This window comes from Candidatus Poriferisodalis sp., from assembly GCF_965204125.1.
In the GTDB taxonomy this organism is placed as follows: Bacteria; Actinomycetota; Acidimicrobiia; order Acidimicrobiales; family Poriferisodalaceae; genus Poriferisodalis.
Map to the genome: position 1 here is coordinate 1,770,560 of NZ_OZ241968.1, position 24,020 is coordinate 1,794,579.

Annotated in this window: 20 protein-coding genes; 8 read left to right on the forward strand and 12 right to left on the reverse strand. The window is 68.2% G+C overall.

The window, feature by feature from the left end; translation table 11 throughout:
- Positions 1 to 18: 18 nt before the first annotated feature.
- On the reverse strand, positions 19 to 1,191 hold the full coding sequence (locus ACOGXD_RS08445) for a thiolase C-terminal domain-containing protein (protein WP_419914113.1): 1,173 nt from the start codon (positions 1,189 to 1,191) through the stop codon (positions 19 to 21).
- Between the two features lie 77 nt (positions 1,192 to 1,268).
- Positions 1,269 to 2,966 (reverse strand): flavin-containing monooxygenase, encoded by a 1,698-nt coding sequence (locus ACOGXD_RS08450; RefSeq protein WP_419914115.1) that lies wholly within the window; start codon positions 2,964 to 2,966, stop codon positions 1,269 to 1,271.
- Positions 2,967 to 3,148: 182 nt separating this feature from the next.
- On the opposite strand from ACOGXD_RS08450, the gene ACOGXD_RS08455 reads away from it, so the two are divergent.
- The gene (locus ACOGXD_RS08455; protein ID WP_419914117.1) at positions 3,149 to 4,168 is read left to right on the forward strand and encodes an LLM class flavin-dependent oxidoreductase; all 1,020 of its coding nucleotides are present in this window, start codon (positions 3,149 to 3,151) and stop codon (positions 4,166 to 4,168) included.
- A gap of 63 nt (positions 4,169 to 4,231) precedes the next feature.
- Here ACOGXD_RS08455 and ACOGXD_RS08460 read toward each other — a convergent pair whose 3' ends face one another.
- A complete protein-coding gene (locus ACOGXD_RS08460; RefSeq protein ID WP_419914119.1) occupies positions 4,232 to 5,056 on the reverse strand; it encodes a gamma-glutamyl-gamma-aminobutyrate hydrolase family protein in 825 nt (274 codons plus the stop codon).
- 76 nt (positions 5,057 to 5,132) lie between these two features.
- Between ACOGXD_RS08460 and ACOGXD_RS08465 the strand changes: the two genes are divergently transcribed.
- Together ACOGXD_RS08465 and ACOGXD_RS08470 are read left to right on the forward strand one after the other, a co-directional pair.
- Entirely contained in the window at positions 5,133 to 6,422 is a 1,290-nt protein-coding gene (locus tag ACOGXD_RS08465) for a TolB family protein (protein ID WP_419914121.1), read from the forward strand.
- Between the two features lie 112 nt (positions 6,423 to 6,534).
- Entirely contained in the window at positions 6,535 to 6,972 is a 438-nt protein-coding gene (locus ACOGXD_RS08470; RefSeq protein ID WP_419914123.1) for a GFA family protein, read from the forward strand.
- 19 nt (positions 6,973 to 6,991) lie between these two features.
- Here the strand turns inward: ACOGXD_RS08470 and ACOGXD_RS08475 are convergent, their stop codons facing one another.
- The 3 genes from ACOGXD_RS08475 to ACOGXD_RS08485 form a co-directional block, all read right to left on the reverse strand.
- A complete protein-coding gene (locus tag ACOGXD_RS08475; RefSeq protein WP_419914125.1) occupies positions 6,992 to 7,699 on the reverse strand; it encodes a pyridoxamine 5'-phosphate oxidase family protein in 708 nt (235 codons plus the stop codon).
- A 69-nt stretch (positions 7,700 to 7,768) separates the two neighbouring features.
- Positions 7,769 to 8,692, reverse strand: coding sequence for a HalD/BesD family halogenase (locus tag ACOGXD_RS08480; protein WP_419914127.1), 924 nt, complete (start codon positions 8,690 to 8,692; stop codon positions 7,769 to 7,771).
- A gap of 4 nt (positions 8,693 to 8,696) precedes the next feature.
- Positions 8,697 to 9,605 (reverse strand): NAD(P)-dependent oxidoreductase, encoded by a 909-nt coding sequence (locus ACOGXD_RS08485; protein ID WP_419914129.1) that lies wholly within the window; start codon positions 9,603 to 9,605, stop codon positions 8,697 to 8,699.
- A 284-nt stretch (positions 9,606 to 9,889) separates the two neighbouring features.
- Here ACOGXD_RS08485 and ACOGXD_RS08490 point away from each other — a divergent pair, with 284 nt between their 5' ends.
- A complete protein-coding gene (locus ACOGXD_RS08490) occupies positions 9,890 to 11,122 on the forward strand; it encodes an LLM class flavin-dependent oxidoreductase (protein WP_419914131.1) in 1,233 nt (410 codons plus the stop codon).
- 1 nt (position 11,123) lies between these two features.
- Here ACOGXD_RS08490 and ACOGXD_RS08495 read toward each other — a convergent pair whose 3' ends face one another.
- From ACOGXD_RS08495 to guaB, 4 genes are all read right to left on the reverse strand, one after another.
- Complete coding sequence (locus tag ACOGXD_RS08495) at positions 11,124 to 12,002, reverse strand: haloalkane dehalogenase (protein WP_419914133.1); 879 nt, start codon at positions 12,000 to 12,002, stop codon at positions 11,124 to 11,126.
- 86 nt (positions 12,003 to 12,088) lie between these two features.
- Entirely contained in the window at positions 12,089 to 14,077 is a 1,989-nt protein-coding gene (locus ACOGXD_RS08500) for a putative glycoside hydrolase (RefSeq protein WP_419914135.1), read from the reverse strand.
- A 54-nt stretch (positions 14,078 to 14,131) separates the two neighbouring features.
- Entirely contained in the window at positions 14,132 to 14,500 is a 369-nt protein-coding gene (gene queF, locus ACOGXD_RS08505) for a preQ(1) synthase (protein WP_419914137.1), read from the reverse strand.
- A gap of 35 nt (positions 14,501 to 14,535) precedes the next feature.
- Entirely contained in the window at positions 14,536 to 15,615 is a 1,080-nt protein-coding gene (gene guaB / locus ACOGXD_RS08510; protein WP_419914139.1) for an IMP dehydrogenase, read from the reverse strand.
- 28 nt (positions 15,616 to 15,643) lie between these two features.
- Here guaB and ACOGXD_RS08515 point away from each other — a divergent pair, with 28 nt between their 5' ends.
- A complete protein-coding gene (locus ACOGXD_RS08515; RefSeq protein WP_419914141.1) occupies positions 15,644 to 16,555 on the forward strand; it encodes a YceI family protein in 912 nt (303 codons plus the stop codon).
- On the opposite strand, the gene ACOGXD_RS08520 is transcribed toward ACOGXD_RS08515, so the two are convergent.
- Positions 16,552 to 18,246 (reverse strand): AMP-binding protein, encoded by a 1,695-nt coding sequence (locus ACOGXD_RS08520; protein ID WP_419914143.1) that lies wholly within the window; start codon positions 18,244 to 18,246, stop codon positions 16,552 to 16,554. The two genes, ACOGXD_RS08515 and ACOGXD_RS08520, sit on opposite strands and share 4 nt — an antisense overlap.
- Positions 18,247 to 18,263: 17 nt before the next feature.
- Complete coding sequence (locus tag ACOGXD_RS08525; RefSeq protein WP_419914145.1) at positions 18,264 to 19,202, reverse strand: LLM class flavin-dependent oxidoreductase; 939 nt, start codon at positions 19,200 to 19,202, stop codon at positions 18,264 to 18,266.
- Positions 19,203 to 19,337: 135 nt separating this feature from the next.
- On the opposite strand from ACOGXD_RS08525, the gene ACOGXD_RS08530 reads away from it, so the two are divergent.
- From ACOGXD_RS08530 to ACOGXD_RS08540, 3 genes are all read left to right on the forward strand, one after another.
- Positions 19,338 to 20,477: a serine hydrolase domain-containing protein gene (locus ACOGXD_RS08530; protein WP_419914147.1), complete on the forward strand. Its 1,140-nt coding sequence runs from the start codon at positions 19,338 to 19,340 to the stop codon at positions 20,475 to 20,477.
- Positions 20,478 to 20,581: 104 nt separating this feature from the next.
- Entirely contained in the window at positions 20,582 to 21,298 is a 717-nt protein-coding gene (locus tag ACOGXD_RS08535) for a type 1 glutamine amidotransferase (protein WP_419914149.1), read from the forward strand.
- A gap of 143 nt (positions 21,299 to 21,441) precedes the next feature.
- Entirely contained in the window at positions 21,442 to 24,015 is a 2,574-nt protein-coding gene (locus ACOGXD_RS08540) for a CoA transferase (protein ID WP_419914151.1), read from the forward strand.
- Positions 24,016 to 24,020 lie beyond the last annotated feature (5 nt).

A 24,020-nucleotide genomic window follows, 5' to 3' on the forward strand; every position in this document is an offset into this window, starting at 1 on the left:
AATCTCGTCCGCACCGGCTCAGCCTCGGGCGAGCACGGCGATGCTGCCGTCGCCGAGGTCGCCGTAGCCGGTCACCACGCCCAGCTCGGCGTCGCGCACCTGCGCGTCGCCGGCTTCGTGCCGAAGCTGGCGCGCCGCTTCCACCACGTGGTTGAGGCCCCATGCGTGGCCCTGCGACAGCAGGCCGCCGTGGGTGTTCATGGGGTAGCGACCGCTGAGCGAGATGTTCCCGTCGGCCACGAACTCCTTGGCGGCGCCCTTGGGGCACATGCCGATGGCTTCGAGCTCCATCATGACGACGTAGGTGAAGCAGTCGTAGATCTGCAGGAAGTCCATGTCGGCTGGTTGAACCCCGGCCATCGCGAACGCCCGCGGCGCTGCCGAGTCGAGTCCGAGCTTGAGCATGTCGGGCCGGTTGGTGATCTCGTCGGCGGGATAGGGGTGCCCTTCTGCGCCGCCGAGCCACAGCACCGGCGCGTGGGGCAGATCCTTCGCCCGCTCGGGCGAGGTCAGCACCACCGCGGCCGCGCAGTCGGTCTCCAGGCAGCAGTCGAACTTGCGCATCGGCTCGGTGATGAGCGGCGAGGCCAGGTAGTCGTCCATGGTCATCGGCCGGCCGCCCATGAGAGCCTTGTCGTTGAGGTGCGCGTGCTCGCGGCAGGTCAGCGCGACTTGGGCGGCGTCGGTGGGCTCCACGTCGTACAGGTCGACATAGCGCTGGATGTACATCGAGTACCACTGCACCGCCGAGCGCACGCCGTAGGGCGCGTAGAAGTTGCGGCTCACGTCCACGAACGGGCCCGGCTCGAGGCGCCGCTTGGTCGGGCGAGCGTCGGGACGCGGGCGCATTGCCGAGTAACCGTTCCAGCCCATGGTGATCACGACGTTGGTGGCGACGCCCGCCGCGATCGCCATGGTGGCCGACTGCAGCGCCGCGACCGGGCTCGCGCCGCCCATGTGCACGGTGACGGCGTAGCGGATGTCGTCAGCGCCGAGGTTGGCGGCGATCTCCTCCGACGAGATGAACCCCGGCGGCGGCAGGATGCCGTCGATCTCGCTGGGGTCGAGCCCAGCGTCGGCGATCGCGGCCATGGTCGCTTCCAGCACCAGCTCGGGCACGCTCAGCGAGGTGCCTCGCATGTAGTCGGTCTCGGCGACGCCGACGATGGCGGCGGATCCGGAAATGTCCACGGTTCACCTCATCCAGCAACGGTCACGTCGGCGCGTGGGCCGCGGGACGCAGCCCGTTTCGGTTGTGCAGATCCGGTTCAGCCGACGCCGACGGCCGTGCGCTCGGTCGCGAACGACACGCCCTCGTAGTCGTGATCAGCGATCTCGTCGATCCGGCGCTTGTACTTGGGGGCGCCGCCGTTGTACACGAGGTAGCGGATGGTGCCCTGCTCGTGGCCGTCCACGTTCGAGTTGTAGCCCGTGAACCAGCCCTGGGCCTTGCGCATCAGCATCATGCTGTACATCTCGATGACGTGGTTGGTCCACTCCGTCTCGGCATCCTCGTCGGCCTCGAAGCGGGTGTAGCCGTGCTCCCAGACGAAGTCGAGCATGCCGGTCACCCAGTCGACGCCGATCTCGATGCCCCGCGGGTAGTTGGTGGACGCTGAGCCGCTCTGCGGGCCGGCAATGGTCATGAGGTTCGGGAAGCCATTGACCATCAGCCCGATGTAGGTGACTGGCCCGTCGGACCATTTGTCGCGCAGCTTGAGACCGCCCGAGCCCTGGAAGTCGATCCGGTCGAACGAGCCGGTGATGGCATCGAAGCCGGTGGCATAGACGATCAGATCGAACTCGTAGTGCCGGTCGGCTGTTTGGATGCCGGTCGGCGTGATCCGGGTGATCGGTGTCTCCTTGATGTCCACCAGATCCACGTTCGGGCGGTTGTAGGTCTCGTAGTAGTGGGTCTCGAGCGGCACCCGCTGCACGCCGAAGCCGTGGTCCTTGGGGATCAGCTTGTCGGCGACGATCGGGTCGTCGACCCGCTCGCGAATCTTGTCGGCGATGAATGACGACAGCTCGGCGTTGGCCTCTTCGTCGAAGAAGATCTCGCGGAAGTTGGCCATCCAGATGCCGAAGCCCGGCTCGCCGTACAGCTTCTCCCACATGGCGCGGCGCTCTTCGGGTGGGACATTCCAGAAGCCGCGGCGGTCGGGTTCGTGCTCGAAACCGCCGGGCGTGCGAGCACACTTGTCGAAGATCTCGTCGTAGCGGGCCCGGATGCCGACCATCTCCTCGTCGGAGATCTCGCTGTTGTGCAGCGGGGCGCACCAGTTCGGCCGCCGCTGGAACACCGTGAGGTGGTCGGCCTGCTCGCCGATGGCCGCGATGGCCTGCACGCCGGTGGCACCGGTGCCGATGACCGCCACCCGCTTGCCCTTGATCTCGACCGGATCGGCGGGCCAGTGGTAGGTGTGGAACGACGGGCCCTCGAACACATCGGTGCCGTCGGCGTTGACGCCCTCGATGCGGGGGTAGGTAGGCGCCGACAGCAGGCCCAGTGCGGTCAGCAGGAAGCGGCAGCTGAGGTCGCGGCCGTCGCCGAGGTGCAGTCGCCAGATGCCCGCATCGTCGTCGAAGTGCGCCGTCTCGACGGTGCAGTTGAACTGCATGTACTTGCGCAGGTCGAACTTGTCTGCGACGTAGTTGAGGTAGCGAAGGTTCTCGGGCTGGCCAGAGAAGCGTTCCTTCCAGTGCCACTCCTCGAGCAGCTCGTCGGAGAATGAGTAGCCGTAGGTGTAACTCTCCGAGTCGAAGCGGCAGCCGGGGTAGCGGTTCCAGAACCAGGTGCCGCCGAGGTCGCTGCCCATCTCGAGCACGGTTGCGTGGACGCCGCGCTCGGCCAGCCGGTACATCTGGTAGATGCCCGCCACGCCCGCGCCGATGATGATGACTTCGTAGTCGTTCGTGCCGTCGGCGCTGCCGTTTGAGGTTCCGTTGGTCGCTGTTGCTGCCATGTCTGGTCTCCCCCAATTGAGATCGTACGGCGCATCGCCGGATGGAGCGGCTGCGAATTCGCCAGAGTCGACGCCGACGCTCCGGACCCGTCTCTTCACAATAGTCGAACGCCCATTAGGAAATTTCGTGGGGGCCCAGCGTCGAACGGTCGGCTCGGCTGGCCTGGCCCTAGTCTCCGGCCATGGCTCCACCACTGCGCTTCGGGGTCGTCCACGATCTGCGGAGCCCGCCCGGCAGCGATGTGCCGCTGCCCGAGATGTACGCGCAGGCGCTCGACCAGCTCGAGATGGCCGATGAGCTGGGGTTCGACCTGGCGTGGTTCACCGAGCACCACTTCCTCGACGACGGGCACCTGCCGAACTTCGTGCCGGTGGCCGGGGCGGTGGCCGCTCGCACCTCGAGAATTCGCCTGTCCACCGACATTTTGCTGGCGCCGTTCGCGCATCCGATCCGGCTGGCTGAGGACCTGGCGATTCTCGACAACATCTCCGGCGGGCGCATCGAGCTGGGCATCGGCATGGGCTACGCAGCCCACGAGTTCCGTGGCTTCGGGATCCCCCAATCCCGCCGGGTGTCGCTTACCGAGGAGTTGGTGCAGATCCTGCGGCTGGCGTGGAAGGGCGAACCATTCAGCTTCCACGGCAAGCGCCACCGTTTCGACGACCTGCTGGTGACGCCGGCGCCGGTGCAACCGGGAGGCCCGCCGCTATGGATTGCAGGCATGAGCGCGAACGCCGCGGTGCGGGCTGCCCGTTTCGATACGCATCTGCTGCCGCAGGGTGCGCCCGAGGTGGTGATGGACCCGTGGAAGGACGAGCTGCAGGCGACCGGACGTGATCCCGACGACTACCGGGTGGGCATCATCCGCTCGGTGTTCGTCACCGACGATGTCGAGCGCGAGTGGAACCCCATCAAGGCCGCAGAGCGCTACCGGCTCGGCGTGTACGCCAAGTTCTTCGCCGAGACGCCCGACGAGTTCACCGCATTCGACCCGTCGAAGGGTGCGATTCCCCAGAACTGGATCGTCGGCGATGAGGACCACTGCGTCGCCGAGCTGACTGGGTTTATTCAGCAGTACGGCTTCACCGACGTGTGCACCTGGGGTGCCTCGCCCGGCATAGCCCCGTCGCTGTTCAACACGTCCCTCGAACGGCTCGCTCGAAACGTCATCCCGCGGGTGCGCGCCGCCGTCGAGGGCTAACCGTTCGGTTCGTAGCGGTGTGGCGGACGGTGCAGGCGTAGCTGGCGAGCGCCGCCGCCGCAATCAGGTGCTGGCGTTGTCGACGAGCCAGCGGAAGCAGGGGTCGGCGAGTGCCCCGGTCATCAGCTCGGGGTGCCACTGCACGGCCAGGATCGGCAGCTCCGCGTGCTCGATGCCCTCGATGATCCCGTCGGGGGAGTGGGCGGTGGCGATGTAGCCGTCGCCGAGCTGATCCACCGCCTGGTGATGCAGCGAGTTCACCGCCACCTCTGGGCCATACATCCGGTGCAGTTGGCTGCCTTCGACAGTGATGACGGTGTGCGGGGTGGCGTCGGGCGGCCCGTCGGTGGCTGCGTGCTCGGGCAAGTGCTGGTGCAGGGTGCCCCCGGCGGCGATGTTGATGAGCTGCGGGCCGCGGCAGATGCCCAGCACCGGCAGGCCGCTGTTGACGGCGGCGTCGAGCAACGCGATCTCGAACGCATCGCGCAGCGGCACGCGGTCGGCGGCGGGTGAGTTGCTGTGCTCGCCGTCGCTGCGAGCGAGCATCGGAACCGCGTCGACGGCGCTGACGGTGTCGTTGTCGAATCCTGCGGCGCGCTCGGCAAACGGGTCGATGCCGTCGTACACCTGCTCGTGCAGGCGATCGGCGTACAGGCACGCCGCCACGTCCTCACCGCCCGTGAGCAGCACCGCGTCGAGGCGCGGCACCACATCGGCGGGGTCGGCGTCGAGCGGCACATGCACTGCGATGGCCCCCGCAGCGTGCACCGCCTGGGCGTAGTGAGCGATGTACAGATCGACTTCGACGTCCACGAACACCGGCGGGAAGCCGCGGATGCGAGCGCCGGCGCGGCGCCGTCCCGACAGTCCGATCAGCGGCTTGGGCACCGGGCCACCCTAGATGCGCTGCTTGATGCGTCCTCTGACGGGCTGCGCGTGAGTGGTTCCAAGTACGGTCGCACGCATGGTGGTGCAGCGCTCAGGCCGCCGCGGTTCCGATGAGCCTCGAACGCGATGGTGGCTGGTCGCTGCCGTTGCTGGCGTGTTGCTCGTTGCTGCTGCCGTGGTCAGTTCGCTGTTGGGATCGAATGGGGCCGCCGATGACGCCGCGTCCGCAGACGAGGTCCCGGCGACGAGCGCAGATGCGGTTGCGCCCGAGGAGAATGCCGCGCCGGTGACGACCGCCGCCGCTGCCGAGGCACCGGTGGATTCAGAGCCGCCTACATCGAGCGACGAGCCCGCCGAGGCCGATGACGAGCCTGACACCGAGCTGTCGGAGGCCTTCGGCGAACCGGAGCACCCGGTATCGGGCGTGGAGCCGTACATCCCCAGTCGCATCCGACTCGACGAGCCTGGCCCGCCCGCTGCCGTCTGCAGGGGAGTGCTGCCCGCCCAGCGGGTGCAGCTCCCCCTGAGCTTCGCGAGCACCAAACCCGAAGGCGTCGATCATCTCTCCTGGTCGCCCGACTGCCGGCGAATGGTGTTCCGGGTGGGCAGCACCCTGTGGGTTGCCAACGGCGACGGAACCAGCGATCTGCCGTTCCTCACGGCCCAGTACGGCCTGAATGCTCCGGTGTGGTCGCCCGACAGCCAGTGGATTGCGTTCTCGCAGGGCGCAATCGTGGAGGGAGAGCGGGCCAGCCACATCTTCATGATCCTGCCCGACGGTCTGGGCCTTGCTCAGATCACGCAAGGGAGCGTGTTGGATCAAGACCCCACCTGGTCTCCCGACGAGGGCAGCATTGCGTTCGCCCGCCGGATGCGGGTGATCGAGGACGACGGAAGCACCCGCTTCGAGCACCGCATCGTCGTGGTGGATCTATTGGACGGCACCGAGCAGGTGGTCGCGGTCAGTGCCGAGAGCCTGTCAGCACCCTCGTGGTCACCTGATGGCAGTGCCATCGCCTACCTGATCGGTAACGAGTTGAGGATGGTGCAACTCGACGACCTGTCCGAGTCGCTGCTGCTGACGGGCGTTGTCGGCGGCCGCGGCACGTGGTCGGTTGACGGCTCGGCAATCGCAGCGATGCGCGAGTGGTCGGACGGCCAGGCGACTGCCGCGATCCGCTCGCTGCAAGATCCGACCGCCGCCGAGGGCTACAGCATCACCGTGAATGCAGCCGGCGAGATCGCATCAGGCAGCACGCCAACCCTGCGATGGAGCGAGACCGGCGAGCACCTGCTCTTCCACGCGATCGACCCAAGAGGCGGCCACTGGATCTACCGCCGCCCCACGCCTCACCCAGACGGCTAGCGCCAAACATCCGCTCAACGTCGACATCTCGCATAGGGCTGGCAAGGCAGGCCGGGGTGTCATGGGACAATCACAGCCTTGCGGCTTGGGGGCGAGTCTTCGAAGGAGTGCCATGAGCGGGATCGACCAGCCTTCGTCCGAAGCAGCGGCTTCGGGTCACTGCCTGTGCGGCGCCGTGAGCTACGAGGTGCACGGGCCGATCCGGCATGTGTGGAACTGCCACTGCTGGCGCTGCCGGCGGTGGACGGGGCACTTCATGGCAGCGACGGGCTGCAAGAGCACCGACCTCCGGCTGATCTCGGATGCCTCCTTGGCGTGGCACCACCCGGCCGACGACCCCAACGTGGCCTACGGGTTCTGCCGGGAGTGCGGTGCATCGCTGTTCTGGAAGGTGGCCGAGGGCAAGTCGCACCAGGTCGACACCATTGCGATTTGCGCCGGCACGTTGGATCTTCCGTCGGGCCTGCACACCGAGTGGGCCATCTTCGTGGACGATGCAGCCGACTACCACACGCTCGACCCGGCGGTCCCGACCGAGGGCCGCGAGTAGGCCGCCGGCGCCCCTGTCGCTAGACCGACATCCTGTTGTCAGGCGTGCGGTGGGCGAGGTTCGCGACGGCAGTGGGCGTGGTAATGCCCTCGGTGAGGTCGGCGGCGGGGGTGGGCAGTTCGAAGCGGGTGGTGAGGGGGACGACGCCGGCCCACCAGTTGCCAGCCATGTCTTCGGCGTCGTCGACGGGGTCGCCGGCCCGGACCTTGGCAGAGGCCTCGGCCAGCGGCAGTTCCAGCACGAGCGTCGCCCGCAGGTCCTCCGCGGTCGGTGGCCGGGAGGTGTCCCAGTTGGCGACGATGTGGTCGGTCACCAGCTTCAGTGCCCGTTCCTTGGCCGCGGCATCGGTGACCCGGTGAGCGAGGCCGCGCACCACGACGCAGCGGAAGTTCATGGAGTTGTGGAACGGCGTGCGCGCCATCACCAGACCGTCGAGGTGGGTCACCGTCACGCAGATCTCGGTGCCCTCGCCGGAGTTCAGCAGGTGATTCGCCAACGCCCCGTGCAGGTACAGGTTCTCGTCGTCGCGGCCGTAGGCCATCGGCAGCACCAGCGGGCCGTCAGGTGTGTCGACGCCGACGTGGGCGATCAGCCCGGCGTCGAGGATCTCCCGCACGTCGTCACTGCCGTAACGGCCGCGCTCAGCCATCCGCCGCAACTTGGTGCGCGCCGAGGGTGCCTGGGTGCTGTTCTGGTCTGAAGGGCCTGATTCGCCTGATTTGCTCACGCCCGCACGGTACGCGGCACACGTACCGCCGTCATGGTGATTTTCGGGTTCCGGTCCAGCCGCCCTCCGTCAGTCGAGCAGGTCGTCCTCGCGCACGCGGCCGCGCTCGGCTTCCTCGTGCTCGGCCAAGACGCGGCCGAATAGCTGGCGGGTTCGCTCGACTCGCCCGATGACACCGGGCTGGTGGGTGTAGGCGAAGATCGCCGCATGGCGGGGTTGCGAGCTCGCAGCCACCCGGGTCACCCGGTGCAGCGAGTAACGCCCGCGGAAGATCTGCAAGTCGCCCGGTTGCAGATCCAGCGTGTGAACGCCGTCGCGCCCGCCATCCAGCAGCCCGCCGATCGCCTCGAAGCCCTCGTCATCCGCGGATCGCACCGCAGGCGCGTACTCAAACAGTCCGCCCTCGTCGGCGGGCTGCACCAGCACGGTCACGGCGAAATCGTTGGTGTCGAAGTGCCAAGGGAACTGCTGACCTGGATCCAAGATGTTCGCCGTCAGGCCGGCTAGGGGATCGGCGTAGCAGTGCAACTCGTCGATCTCGAGGCAGTCAGCCAGCAGCCGGCACAGCTGCGGCGCACGGAACACAGCGTCAATGGCGCACACCGACGGCCACGCGTCACCCGGAATGAAGCCGCTCGAACGTTCGGTGAACGTGTTGACCGGGTGGTCGTCGCTGAACTCGGGATTGACCTGGGTGTGGAAGTAGGGATTGATGACCTGCGTCGAGAAGTGCGTCTGCGGTTTCGCAGCGACTATCTCGTCGTTGAGCTGCCTCACACCGTGAGGCGTCACGAATCGCTTCAGCACTGCACAGCCGTCGGACCGCAGCCCGCTGCGAGCGTGCTCGACCACGTTCCAGTAGGCCGCGTGACTGGGGTTGGCCGCGGGCAGGTCGCGTCCGTCCAGCGGATAGCGGTCGACATCGATCAGTCGCCCCAATTCGGCTGCTTTTCTGTCGTCTAGGCCCGACGTCACAGCGGATGTGGTGCTCATCTCGCTACGCCTCCCAGTGCGGAACCCAGTCGCCGTCGAGCCGCAGCGACAGGCCGGCGTCGTCCTCGATGCGGCGGGCCACGCTCAGCTCGGGTCCGTCCACGCCGTAGCGCTCGGCCGCTCGTTCGAAGGCAGCCCGCGCTGCGGCGGTCATCGGCAGCTCGGCGCCCACGATGGTCTCCAACTCGCCCAGCAACCCGAGGTCCTTCACGCACAAGCCCAGCGAGAATGACGGGTCGTAGTGCCCGGCGAAGATGCTGGGCGCGTCGTGGCGGGCAACGAAGCTGTCGGCGACGCTGCCCTTGATCGCCTCCCAGAGGTCGCCGAGCTCAACCCCATTGCGCACTCCGACCGCCAGCCCCTCGGCCAGTGCGGCAGCGCCCACGAACCACAGCTGATTGGTCACCAGCTTCGTCACGCACCCCGTGCCCAACGCCCCGCACACAATGACCCGCCCCAGCCGTTCCAGCACCGGTCGCACCCGCTCAACCGCCGCCGTCTCGCCTCCGGCAAACAGCGTCAAAGTGCCGTTGCGAGCACCGTCCACGGCACCCGTGACCGGCGAGTCCACCACAGCGACGCCCTCAGGAGCCTCGCCATCCAATCGCCGGATCAGCTCCGGGCGGCTCGTAGTCAAATCCACCCACACCGACCCGGCAGACAGCGCCGCAAGCGCACCGGCATCGCCCATCACCGCCTCGACATGCTGTGGAGCGGGCAACGAGGTCAGAAAGACATCGGCGCCAGAAGCTGCTGCTGCGGCCGAGCCAGCCGCGATCGCGCCAGCTGCCACCGCGGCATCGAGCGCGTCAGCATTCAGGTCGAAGGCCGTGACCGGGTAGCCGGCGCCGGCCAAGCGAGCGCACATCGGTCCGCCCATCGTGCCCAGCCCCACGAATCCAACGGTGTTCACGCTCATATCTTCCCACCGCCCCCATTCCCTTCCAAACACCCCTGTATGTAGAGCCGCCAGACGGCGAAACTCAGGTGCACTCGGCCAATACCAAGCGGTCCGATACGACGGCACTCGCGAGGGTCCGTGTGCGCGCCAAGGGAGGGGTGCGTGGCAGCGAACGGGGCCCCCGCAGCCCGCAGCTTGCGAGGACTGCGGGGTGTTCGCTGACAGGGCCCGCCCCGGTCAGCACCGGGAGCGCCCACATAGGATGACCGGCGGTCCAGCGCACAGGGGGACACACCATGAAGTTCGGGATCTTCTACGAACTGCAGCTGCCGAGGCCGTGGAACGACGACTCCGAGTTCGTCCTTTTCCAGCAGGCGCTCGACCAGATCGAGCTGGCCGACAAGCTCGGCTACGACTACGCGTGGGAGGTCGAGCACCACTTCCTCGAGGAGTACAGCCACAGCTCGGCGCCCGAGGTGTTCCTGGCGGCAGCCAGCCAGCGCACGAAGAACATCCGGCTCGGGCACGGCATCGTGCAGCTGCCCACCAACCACCCAGCCCGCGTGGCCGAGCGGGTCTCCACGCTCGACATCGTGAGCGGCGGCCGGGTCGAGCTGGGCATCGGCGAGGGCTCATCGGTCACTGAACTGCATCCCTTCGACCGCCGTTTCCGCGACAAGCGCGTCGTGTGGGAAGACGCCGTGCGCTGCCTCATGCCGATGTTCCAAGAGGTCAACCACAGCTACGACGGCGAGATCTTCAAGTTCCCCGCCCGAAACGTGGTGCCCAAGCCGTACCAGAAGCCGCATCCGCCCCTGTGGGTGGCGTGCAGCCAGCTCGACACGATCGTCATGGCGGCCCAGCGAGGCATGGGAGCGCTGGGCTTCTCATTCGTGTCGGCCGACGCCGCCCGGGCCTGGGTGAACGCCTACTACAACAACTACCTCAACCACCTCGACCTGCTCTGCGACTACCAGACCAACCCCGGCGTGGCCGTGGTGAGCCCATTCATGTGCGCCGAGACCGACGAGGAGGCCCAGGCCAAGGCCGAGGGCTGGACGTTCTTCCAGTTCTCGCTGGTCTTCTACAACTCCCACGGACCCGTCGAGCCGGGCTCGGTCAACCTGTGGGACGAGTACCAGGAGTGGAAGAAATCGCCGAAGGGCCAGAAGGCCAGCAACAACGTCGGCCTCGTGGGCTCACCCGACACCATCCGCCAGAAGTTGGAGATGTACGAGGACGCCCACGTCGATCAGCTCATCCTGCTGAACCAGGCCGGCAAGAACACCCACGAGGACATCTGCTCCAGCCTCGAGCTGTTCGCCGCGGAGGTCATGCCGGAATTCCACGAGCGCGACGCCGAGCATCAGGACTGGAAGTCAGCAGTGCTGGCCGGTGACGTCGTCCTCGATGACATCGACACCGACCTGTACCAGGTGATCACCAACCAGACGCCGGTGGAGAAGCGCGAAGAGATCGAGCGCAAACAGCGCGAGGCCCGAGCCCGCGAAGCGGTCGGGCTGAGCTAGCTCAACGGTTCTGGAGCCAGTCGGCGATCGCTTGTCCGATCTCGTCGGGGCTGTCTTCCTGGCAGAAGTGATTGCCCGCGACGGTCACCTCGGTCTGGTTCGGCCAGGTGCGGCAGTACTCCAGCTGCGGACCGTTCAGGATCGCGCCCGGATCGGCGTTGACGAGCAGCTTCGGCACGTCTGAGCCCGACAGCCACTCGCCGTAGTCGGTCACGATCTGGGTGACGTCGGCAGGCTCGCCCTCGATCGGGATCTGGCGCGGCCACGTCAGCGTGGGACGCCGGTGCTCGGGCTCGACGAACGGGCGCCGGTACTCGTTCATCTCCTCGTCAGACAGCTTGCGCTGGATCGAGCCGGGCAGCACCGCCTCGACGAACAGGTTCTTGGTGATGACCATCTCCTCGCCTGCGGGGGAGCGGAAGCCCTGGAAGATGCCGGCCGCCGCCTCGGGCCACTCCGCCCAGCTCATCGGCCGCACGATGGCCTCCATGTAGCAGAGACCCGCGACGCGGTCGCGGTGCCGGTTGGCCCAGTCGAAACCGAGCGCCGATCCCCAGTCGTGGATCACGAACGTGATGTTGTCGCCCAGGTCGAGCTGGTCGAGCAGGCCGTCGAGGTACTCGCGGTGTTCCACGAAGCGGTAGGAGTCGGGCCCGGTGTCGTCGAGCTTGTCGGAGTCGCCCTGGCCGATCAGATCCGGCACCACGACCCGAGCGTGCGGCCGCACGTGGGGCACGATGTTGCGCCACAGGTACGACGATGTCGGGTTGCCGTGCAGGAACACGACCGCATCGCCCGAACCGGAATCGTGGTACGCCATCTGCTTGCCGTTGACGGTGGCGTAGGACTTGGACAGCGGTTCGGCTGAGAGGGTGGCCATGGGTGCTCCTCGGGTTGTGGGGGTGCGCCGGATCGGCGCCACATGATGCCCGCCCCGCCGGGGCGATGCACAGGCAGCCATCGTCTCTAGCGGTACGAGACCGGGATGCCCTCGTTGGTGTAGGTGACCTGGGGATCCCACAGCAGCCAGTCGCTGATGCCGAGGTCGGCGGCGGCATCGATCTGGGCGCGCACCTCGGCAGGGCCGTAGTTCACCCGCATCGAGAAGTCCTGCAGCCACGGCACGACGGCTGTGTTGGTGCCCGCAAGCACGCGCTGGAATTGGGCCAGTGAGGCCTTGGTGATGTCGTAGGGCTGCGCCTCCGGGTGCACCACCCCGTACTCGCCGCGCCCCCAGTGGGACGGGTACACCATGGGCGCCACATAGTCCACGTGGTCGGACATGGCGCCGATGTCCTGTGCCACCCACTCGCCGCGGTCGGCAGCGATGCCGAACACCGAGACACCGTGGAACACCTGCGCCTCGCGCAGCATGGAGTTTGCCTCGGCCAGGAAGCTCACGATGACCGGTGAGGGGTCGCCGCCGTCCCAGCCGGGAATCCGCATGCCGCTCAGGTCGCCTTCGGGCCGGCGCATGTAGTCCCACAAGATGTCGTCGATGCCGGCCTCGGCGGCCTCTGCGGCAATGTCCAGGTTGTACTGCCGCACGATCGGGTTGTTGAAATTGGTGAACCCGCCGTACTTCGCCAGCGGGCGCCCATCAGGCGTCTGCACCACCCAGTCCAGGTCGCCGTTCGCAACGGCATATCGAGTGAGCGTCGGGTCGTTGAATGCCACGATGCGCCCGATCACCCGCACACCGAGGTCGTGCAGCTCGTCGATGGCCTCCCGCAAGTCGTAGAGCTCTCTCGACGCACCTGACAGCTGCGCCAGCCGGACGTTGGTCCGGTGGCCGATGCGACCATCCTCGTCTTTCAGATCGAGCTGCACCGCGTTGATGCGACCTTGCTCGATGAGCTCCACCACCGACTCGCGCAGCCCGTCGTGGTCCCATGCCGCGGCCGTGACGTGAACTCCCGTGGTGTGCGGGTAGCCGATGGGCACGATGACGTCGAATTCGGTGCTGTTGCCGGCAGCGTCCGTAGCGATCACCGGCACTGGGCCGCCGGGCGGACTCGGCAGGGTGAGGCTGAACGAGCCCGATGCCGTGTCGACGCGCTGATCCCCGATTTGCAGCGACACGCCCGGCTCGACCGACCCGGCCAGCACCACCGGCTCGTCCAATGCCACCGGCTCGAAGACCCTTGGCAGCTCCACGGCGGGGGGCGTCCCGTCGACCGTGAACGTGACCGCTGCCGTTGCCGTGCCGAAGAAGCGTCGATCGACATCGAGCGTCACGACGTGCGCGCCCTCGGTCAGCTCCGGCACTGGCCACACGATCCGGTTGTCGTAGCGCTGCACTCCGCTCACCGGGAAGCCGTCGAGCAGCATCTGCGCGGAGGTGACATCACCACCGTCGACGCTGAACTCCAGGACGGTCCCGGCCAGCCCAGCCGGCCGCACCATCGCGCCGTCGTTGATGCCCGAGACGGTGATCTCGGTGACGCGCAACGCGTTCACCGCCACGAAGCCCACACCGATGGTGGCGACCGCCAGCAGGATCGCCACGATCGCACGGCCACGGCCACGGCGCTTGGGCGGCGGCCCCGCAATGCCGATGACGGCGCGGTCGGCCGCTCGGCGCGCACGCCGGCTCAGGCCGGTCGCATAGAGCGGCGCTTCGGGCTTCGGCGGCCGCCAGGGAAAGCCCCAGCCCTCGGCCGGGTCGGCCGGACCGGCCGCCTCACGGCCATCGGGGGCACCGGCGAGATCGCTGCCGACCAGTGACGGCCCCACTTCATGGCCATGGCGGGTGAGCGACCAGCGAGCGCCCCGCAGACCCGGCACGGAGCCGGCCTGCGCCACGATGCCCGATTCCTGCAGGGTGTCGAGCGAGGTCTGCACTGTCTGGTTGTCCAGCGCCACGGCCGCGCTGATCTCGCCGATCTCGGCCGTACCCCCACGGGTGAGCAGCTCGCGCAGAATGCGCCTGTCGGCGGGTGCCAACAATGGCATCGGATCGAGTGTATTGAGGCCGCCAGACGGCCTCCGGTCAGGCGTGCCGCCGCTTCAGCCCAGCGATGCCTGGGCCGGATGGCGGGCCGTGACCGTCGTGGTAATGCCGCCTCGCACCAGCCAGCGTGTCTCCACGGTGGCCTGCTTGGGGGCGACCGCCGCCACCAGGTCGTCGAGGATGCGGTTGGTGATGGCTTCGTGATGGACCGGCTCGTCCCGGTAGCTCCACAGGTAGAGCTTGAGCGACTTCAGCTCGACGATGCGACGATCGGGGATGTACGCGATATCGACTGTGGCGTAATCGGGCTGCCCGGTCACTGGGCACACGCAGGTCAGCTCAGGCGTGGTGCAGCGCACCTCGTAGTCGCGGTCGGGGTAGGGGTCGTCGAGCGCGATGAGGTCTCTGGACGGTTCGCTTCCCATGTCGGAACTCCTCGACTGGCGGGCAGAGGTACCCGTCAGTACGACAGGGTGGCGTGCGGGGTGTTCTCCGCCAACCCGAGCGGCGTCACGGCGACGAACTCGGTGCGCTCGGTGAATTCGGCCAGGTTGCGGGCGTTGGTGTAGCTCATGGCGCTGCGAAGGCCGGCCATCAGCTCGCCGATCAGCTTGCCGGCCTCGCCGCGGTAGGGCACGGTGCCTTCGACGCCTTCAGGCGCCCGCTGTTCGAAGTACTCGTCGTCGATTTCCTCGCCGTGACGCTCGGCCCGGGCCTCGATGGCTTCGAAGCTGGCCATGCCGCGGATGCGCTTGCGCAGCCCATGCGGACCCTGCTCGACCTCGCCGGGACTCTCCTTCGTTCCGGCGAGCATGCTGCCGATCATCACAGTCTCGGCACCGACGGCCAGCGCCTTGGCGATGTCGCCCGATGTCCTGATGCCGCCGTCGGCGATGACCGGCACGTCGAACCCCGCATCGGCCAGCCCGTTGACCACGCTGTCGGTCGCAGACAACTGCGGCACGCCGACCCCGGCCACCAGCCTCGTGGTGCAGACCCCGCCCGGTCCCACGCCCACCTTGATCGCGTCGGCACCGGCTTCGGCCATGTCGATCGCGCCGTCGATGGTGGCCACGTTGCCGGCGATCACGTCGGTATCGGCGAAGTTGTCCTTCAGGCGGCGCACCCCGTCGATGGCGTGATCGGCGTGACCGTGCGCGATGTCGAGCACCAGCACATCGGCTCCTGCTGCCACCAGCGCCTTGGCTCGGTCGCCCATGTCGTGGTCGGTGCCTACCGCGCCGCCGGCCACCAGTGAGCCGTCGTCGACGTTCTTGATGGCGGCGATCTGGGCCGCTTGCGCGTCGATGGGCATGAAGCGGTGGACGATGCCCGCGCCGCCCAGACGGCCCATGGCAATCGCCATCTCGTGCTCGCAGACCGTGTCCATGTTGGCCGCAATCACCGGCAGATCCAGCGGGATGCTGCGGGACAGGCGAGTGCGCACCGACACGTCGCTGCGGCTGCGGATCGACGACCGCTGCGGCACGATCAGTACGTCGTCGAAAGTCAGTCCGGTTCTCAGGTCGCGCAGTTTCATGAGCGGCCCCAAGCTACCGTGAGCCGCCATGAGCCCCCGGCGCCGGACGGTTGTGACGGTGGTCGCGCTGCTCGTAGTCGTGGCTGCCGCAGCGGCTGTCGGCGTGTGGCGAGTGCTCGGCGATGCCCCCGAAGAGGTCAGCCTGGCCGAAGCGGTCGAAGTGGCCGAACAGGCCCAAGAAGATGTCGAACCGGAAGCGGCCACGCCCGACACCGGCAGCGATGCCCGGCAAGGCGACGACGCTGCGCAGGACACCGACGGCAGCAGCGAGACGAGCGATGCGGGCGACGGCGATGCGGGCGACGGCGCGGGCGACACAGCCAGCGGCGACAGCGGCACCGATGACGACACGACATCCGACGATGCGGCGACGGCCGTCGTCGAGCTTGACGGCACGTGGGCCGTGGATGCCGAGACCGGGGAGTTCACCCTGGAGGACGCCACTGGCTCGTTCGCCGGCTTCCGCGTTGACGAGGAGCTGGCGCGCATCGGCGCATTCACGGCCGTAGGCCGCACCGGCGATGTCAGCGGCACGTTGGTGATCGCGGAGGAATCTGTGACCTCCGTGGAGATCGAGGTCGACCTGACCACGCTGCGGACCGACGACAGCCGCCGCGACGGCGCGGTCCAGCGAGCGCTGGGGACCTCTCAGCACCCCACGGCCACGTTCTCGCTCAGCGAGGAATTGCACATCGAGGGCGCCGTGGAACTCGGCGAGTCCATCAGCCTCATGGCATCGGGCGACCTGACGGTCAACGGCATCACGCAGCCAGTGACCATCGACATCGAAGCCCAGCTCGTCGGCAGCCTCATCGCCGTCGTCGGCTCGGTCGAGATCACCTTCGCCGACTTCGACGTGACGGTGCCGCAGGTGCCCATCGTCCTGTCCGCCGAAGACCACGGAATCATGGAGTTCCAGCTGCTGTTCAAACGCAGTTAGTCGAAGCGTTCGCGCAGCCGGTACTTCTGGATCTTGCCGCTCGGCGTCATCGGGAACTCGTCGACGATGACGAGTTCCTCAGGCCAGAACTGCCGTGTCACCTGCTGGTCGTCGAGGAACTCCGTGAGTTCCGCCAGGGTCGGCGCCTCGCCGATGGCTTGAACGAACGCGCAGCCGATCTCGCCGAGTCGTTCATGGGGCTTGGCGACGATTGCGGCCACACCCACGGCGGGGTGCCGCAGCAGCACGTCTTCGACTTCCTTGACCGGGACGTTCTCGCCGCCGCGGATCACCAAGTCCTTCGTACGGCCCGCAATGCTGATGTATCCGTCGCTGTTCATGACCGCACGGTCGCCCGTGTCGAACCAGCCGTCTGTCCAGAACTGCTCCGTGAACTCCCGCCCGGCCATGTAGCCGGCGAACAGCGCGCTGCCACGGCACTGCAGGTCGCCTTCGGCGTCGGTCACTGCCTGGCCGGATTCGTCGATCACCCTCACTTCGTTGTCGTCCACGGCTCGGCCGTCGGTCAGCCGGCGCTCGAGCGGGTCGCTGGGCCGGCCCACGGTCAGCAGGCCGGTTTCGGTCATGCCCCAGCCCGGCATCACCACGCAATCGGGCAGCAACTCGAGCGCACGTTCGAGCACCGGGCGAGGGATCGCCGCACCTGCACACAGGAATCGCTGCCACGTGGAGAGGTCGTAGCCGGCCAGATCGTCCACATTGAGCACATCGGCCAGGAACGGCGTCGCACCCATCGACAGCTGGATGCGGTGCCTGCCGATGAGCCCCACGAATTCCACCGGATCCCACACGTCCTGCATGACGACATGGCCGCCCGTGTACAGCGGCAGCCGCATCCCGTAGAGGTAGCCGGTCTGGTGGCCCAGGGTGGAGGCCATGTGGGTGACGTACGCCTGCGGCGCGCCGGCGCCAGGGTGCGGATCGAGCCCCTCGCACACCGTGTCGAGGAAGGCATCGACGGCCACCGACAGGATGTTGTGGGTGTGCATGACGCCCTTGGGCAGGCCGGTGGTGCCCGAGGTGAACATCATCTCGCACACGTCGTTGGGCCCCGGCCGGCACAGGTCGACGGCGGCGCGGTCGTACGACGAGAACCGGCCTTCCTCGACCAGGTCCTCCCAGGTGATCGCGCCCTCCGGCAGCCACGACTCGTCGCCGTCGGCATCCGACTGCAGGGTCTCGGGCGATGGCACCACCACCAGCTCGGTGACCCATTCGCATTGCTCGCGCAGCTCCGCGTGCATCTCGGCGAGCTTGAAGCCCCGGTAGCTGTCGGCGGTCACCACCACCATCGGCCGGCCGAGTTCGCTCATCACCGTGAGCTCGTTGTGCCGGAAGATCGGTGCCACCGGGTTCACCACCGCGCCGATGCGGTCGCACGCCACTGCTGTCACCACGAAATGGCGCCAATTCGGCAGTTGCAACTGCACGACCGTGCCGGGGCGGACGCCGATCTCCAGCAGGCCCTTGCTGACAGCGTCCACGTCGTCGCCGAGCTCGCCCCAGGTCATGGTGCCGAAGTGATCGGTGATGACCGGCTCGCCCGCCCGCTCGGCAGTCCACCTGTCGATCCGCTCGTCGAGCAGCCGGTTCGGCCAGGCTCCCGACGCGCTCAGCTCGTCGATGCGCTCCGCTGCCAGCGTGGTCTCGAAGAATCGCTTTGCCGACATCGGGTCCCTTTCGGCGACTAGGCCTGCCCCTCGCGGAAGCGCGGAAGCACCTCCGCTGCCCAGAATCGCTCGCTCTCTTCGATGTAGCTCATGGGCGAGGCGGCGCTGAGCACCACGGTGCGGGCGCCGGCGTCGATGTACTCCCGCAGCCGCGCTTCGCAGCGGTCGGGATCGCCCGCAATGGCGAACTTGTGAACGAGCTGGGAGAAATCCTGCGCGTACTGCTTGGACAGCCGTTCAGCGGCGTATTGGACAGCCGTGTCGTTGTCTTCGTGGCAGCAGAAGAACACGAACAGGCCGGGCTCCACCGGCGTCGGGTTGCCTTCGTCTTCCCGGTAGCCGGCGATTGCCTCGATCGACTGCGCGAGCCGCTCGGGCGTGTACATGTACGGAAGCCAGCCGTCGCCGTAGCGTGCTGCCCGTCGCCACGCGGCGTCCTGCCTGCCCGATACCCACACCGGAGGCGGCGACGCCGGCTTGGGTGCGAGCGTGACGCCGTTCAACGTGTTGAAGCGGCCCTCGAAAGTCACGTCGTCTTCCGTGAACAACCGCTGCATGATCTCGAGCGCCTCATTGGTGCGAGCGCCACGCTCGCGCACCGGCACCCCGCAGGCCTCGAACTCCGAGGGCATCTCGCCCCCGACGCCGACGCCGAGGTGGAAGCGCCCGCCGGAGGCCACATCGAGCGAGGCCGCGAGCTTGGCGCACAGCGCCGCCGGATACAGCGGGATGAGCGTGATCGACGTCATCAGCTTGAGCGTGGTGGTGGCGCCCGCTGCCACCGCCAGCGAGATGAAGCCGTTCGAGGTGGGCACGTGGAAGAAGACGTGCTCGCCGGTGGTGGCGTAGTCGTAGCCGAGCGCTTCGATCTCACGCGCGGCCCCCGCGATGTCGTCGCTGCGACGAATTGCCAGCCCGAACTCGATCTTGCCGTTGGCCGGTGTGCTGTCGCTCATTGGGTCCCCCTCAGTTTTGCCCGCTCTTGTTCGCTGGCGCTCACGGGCCGCTCGGGCCACGGCTTCGCCTGCCGGCTCAGCCTCTTGCCCGCTCTTGTGGAGCGAGACGGTAGCCGCGGGTGCTAGGCCAAGGCCGTGAGCACAACAACTGACGCCGCATCCACTGTCCAGCCATCCCGCATCGACGCGTTGCTCGACCGCTGCAAGCGCGAGGTCGAATCGGGGCTCCTGCCGAGCTGCCAGGTGGCGGTCGGCTTCGAGGGCGAGATCGTCGCGCAGGCCACCTACGGCGACGCCACCGACGAGACCCGCTACTGCATCTTCTCGGCCACCAAGCCGTTCGTGGCTTCGGTGATGTGGCAGCTCCTCAGCGAAGGCGTGGTGGAGCTCGACGCCACAGCAGCCAGCTACGTGCCGGCGTTCGGCGAGAACGGCAAGGACCAGATCACCGTCGAGCAGGTGATGCTGCACACGTCGGGCTTCCCGCATGCGCCGCTGAAGCCGCCGGCGTGGGACACGTCGGAGTCGCGGCTGGTCGCCATGGCGAACTGGCGGCTCAACTGGGAGCCCGGCACCCGCTACGAGTACCACCCGACGTCGGCGCACTGGGTGCTTGCCGAGATCATCAACGCGGTCACCGGCAACGACTTCCGCGACGAGGTGCACAACCGGGTCACCGGCCCGCTCGGGCTGCCCCGCCTGCTGGGCCTGGCTGCCGACGACCAGGACGGCATCGCGGAGCTGATCCTGGTGGGCGAGCCGGCCACGCCCGACGAGCTCGAGGCGACGTTCGGCGTGCGTGAACTGCCCATGACCGAGGTCACCAATGAGGCAATCCTGCGGTTCAACGAGCCGACCGTGCGCGAGGTGGGCGTGCCCGGCGGCGGCGGGTTCGGCACCGCGGTCGATCTGGCGCTCTTCTACCAAGCCCTGCTCCACAACCCCGACGACCTGTGGGACCCCGAGATGCTCGCCACCGGCACGGGCGAAGTCCGCAACACGATGCCCGACCCGATGGGCATGCCGGCCAACCGCTCGATCGGGCTGTTCCTGGCCGGCGATGACGGCCTGTCGAACATGCGCGGGCTGGGCCGCACCGTGTCGCCGATGGCGTTCGGCCACAACGGTGCCGGCGGGCAGCTCGCCTGGGGCGACCCGGCCACCGGCCTGTCGCTCGGCTACACCACCAACGGCTACGACGAGCACGAGGTTCGCCAGCCCCGGCGCGACACGGCGATCGGCAGTCTCGCCGGGCTCTGCACCACCCCCGGCTGAGAGGCTGAGCCGGGACCTCGGCTGTTTACAGCGCATCGCAACCGGCCGCCGGTGACCCGTTCGCTGCCTTGGCGCGCAACGGGGACGTGGTAGCAACGGGGGCGATGCGGCTCCTCGTACTACAGCACATCGACTGCGAGCATCCGGGCAGGCTGCGCGACTTCCTGCGGGCCGACGGCGTCGAGTGGACTGCGGTGGAACTCGACGAGGGCGAGTCCATCCCGCCGCTGGAGGACTACGACGCCATGTGGGTGATGGGCGGCCCGATGGACGTGTGGGACGTGGAGGACTGCCCCTGGCTGGTGCCCGAGAAGCGCGCCATCCGCCGCTGGGTGCGTGAGCTGCAGCGACCGTTCCTCGGGCTGTGCCTCGGGCACCAGCTGCTGGCTGACGCGCTGGGCGGAACCTGCGGGCCCCAGCGCCCACCCGAGATCGGCGTGCTGGCTGTGGATCTCACGCCTGAGGGCCGCAGCGACCCGATCTTCCGCCAGATGAGCGACCGCCAGCACGCACTGCAGTGGCACTCGGTGCAGGTGGCGCAGCCCCCCGACGATGCAGTCGTGCTGGCCAGCTCGCCGGAGTGCCGGGTGCAGGCGATGCGAGTCGGTCCCCGGGCGTGGTCGATGCAGTACCACGTAGAAGTAGAGAACGACACGGTGCGCAACTGGGGCGCCATCGACGCCTACCGCGACGCCTTGGAGACGACGCTCGGCCCCGGCTCACTGGACGCGCTCGCCGCCGACGCCGACCGGGCCATGGTCGGCTTCGCGGCCGACGCCGAGCAGCTCTACCTCAACTTCATGGCGGCATCGTTCGACTAACCCACCGTCGCCTTCACTTCCCGCTCTTGTTCGCTGCGCTCACGGGCCGCTCGGGCCACGGCTTCGCCATGCGGCTCAGCCTCTGGGCAGGAACCCGCGTCACCATGGGCTGATGTGCGCGCCGGGGCTAGCTTCGGGCTGTCATGAACCAGCCGGTCAACCCTCATGGTCGCGACTCGTCGACCGTCCACGGGGCGCTGTCGGGACTGCGTGTCGTGGATCTCACTGGAGACGCAGGCCGGTTTGCGACGAAGCTGTTGACGGAGCTGGGCGCCGATGTGGTGCGGGTTGGCGCCGGACCGCCGGGCCTGCCGCTGGCAGATCCGCCTGCAGCAGCGCTCGGCGGGGTCGCCGACTGGTGGTACGACGGCGGCAAGCGCCGCTGCCCGGTGGACCTGAGCACCGCTGAGGGTCAAGACTCCTACCGCCGGTTGGCTGTCGCGGCCGATGTGGTCGTAGAGACCGAGCGTCCCGGCCGCCTGGCCGAAGCGGGTATTGATTACCCCGACATCAGTGCCGACAACCCAGCGCTGGTGCAGGTGTCGATCACGCCGTTCGGGCGCACAGGCCCGCGGGCGCAGTGGCTCGGCTCGGACCTGGTGGCCGCTGCGATGGGCGGGATGATGGGGCTGACGGGCCTCGCCGACCGCCCGCTCAACGTGTGGGGCCGCCAGGCCTACAACTACGCGGGTTTCGTGGCGGCGGCTTCGGGCGTTGCGGCGGCATTGTCGGCCCGCTCGACGGGCCGGGGCGCGCATCTCGACCTGTCCGTCCACGAGACGGTCACCGGTTCGATCGAGAACCTGTTCATGCAGTACTTCTTCGACGACGTGCTGCCGCTGCCCAAGGTGGCCCCGCGCCAGGGCGCCCTGCACTGGCTGCGTGCCTACGACCTGGCGGAGTGTGTGGGCGGCGACGGCGGCTACGTCATGATCACGCCGACGCCGACACCCGACCTGCTGCTGGAGTGGATGGTCGAGACGGGATCCAACGAAGTCGACAAGTGGATCGGAATCGATCCCGGCGAGCTGCTGCTCAGCGTGGACGAGGTCATGGATGCCGTCCGGCGCTGGATCGCTCCGCAGGACGCGCGCGAGGTCTGGTGGGAAGCGCAGGAGCGGCATGTGGCCTTCGGCGGGGTGCTCGACATCGCCGAGGTCTGCGCGAACCCGCAGTTCGCGCACCGGGAGTTCTTCGCCGACGTGCCGCCGCCCGGCGCGGCGGCTGCGAACGGTTCACTGGTATCGGCCCGATCGATGGACACAGGCGCAGGCAGCGCCGCCGGTTCGGTGACGTTGCCGGCGCGCTTGGTGCGATGGAGCGATACGGGTCGATCCGGATCCGTGCCGCCCGGCACCCCGGCCGCTGCGGACACATCGCTCGAGGAGATATTGGCGTCGTGGGCGGCGCCCGCGGGCGAAGCTCGCAACGGCGACGCCCGTGTTCACGGTGCCGACGAACCGGGCACTGACGCGTCAAGTGTCGGAGCATCGGATCTTGGTGCCGTGAGCGGCGGCGAATCGGGCCCCGGTGACGGTGACCGGCGCCCGCTGGACGGGATCCGTGTGGCGGATTTCACCTGGGTGCTGGCCGGGCCGTCGGCCACCAAGCTGCTCGGCGACCTCGGCGCCGACGTGATCCGCATCCAGAGCGAGGAGCGCTCGACGCTCGTCAACTCGCCGGACTTTCCCTACTACTTCGTGTGGAACCGCTCCAAGCGCAGCGCCACGCTCGACATGAAGCATCCCGACGCCCTGGCGGCAGCCCGGCGGCTGATCGAGACGTGCGATGTGCTCATCGAGAACTTCAGCGCCGGCGTGCTCGACTCGTGGGGTCTCGACTGGGAAACCGTGCACGAATGGAACCCACGGCTCGTCTACGTGACCATGTCGGGCTGCGGCCACGACGGACCGTGGCGGCATGTCATCTCCTACGCGCCCACCGTGCATGCCGTGTGCGGCATCACCCACCTGACCAACTTCGCCGACCGCGGCGACGTGGGCCCGGGCTTCTCGCTCAATGACCACCTGGCCGGCTTCGCCGCGGCGGTCTCGACCGTCGGCGCGCTGTACGCCCGCGAGCGAACCGGTGAGGGGCAGCGCATCGACATGGCGCAGCTCGAAGTGGGCACCTACGCGATCGGCGCCGCGATCATCCGCCAATCGGCTGGCGTGTTGCCGCCGCGTCCCGAGGGCAACCGCGACGGCATAGCCGACCATGTGCCCAACGAGGTGTACGCGACGGGCGACGGCTTCGTGGCCGTGACGGTGACTGAGCCGGCGCAGTGGCTCGGGCTCGTCGGCCTGCTCGCCGATCCCCGGCTCGACGATCCGTCGCTGGTCACCGAAGCGGCCCGCCGCGACCGCAGGTCGATGATCGATGCGGTGCTGGGGGAGTGGGCTGCCGGTCGCACCGCAGCCGAAGCAGCCGATGCCCTGCAGGGTGCCGGTGTGCCGGCGGGCCCGGTGCAGAGCTCACACCAGCTGTTCGCCGACGATCCCCAGCACGCCGAGCGTGGATTCTGGCAAGCGGTGGATCATGCAGTCTTCGGCGAGCGGACCGTTGACGCGTTCGCGGGGTTGTGGAACGGCCGGCGCTGGACGCCCCGCCATCTCAGCCCCGCCTACTTGGGCGAGCACAACTTCGACGTCTGGGCCGATGTCGGCTACTCGCCAGAGGAGATCGCCGAGGGCATCGGCGACGGCCTGTTCCGCTGAGCGTT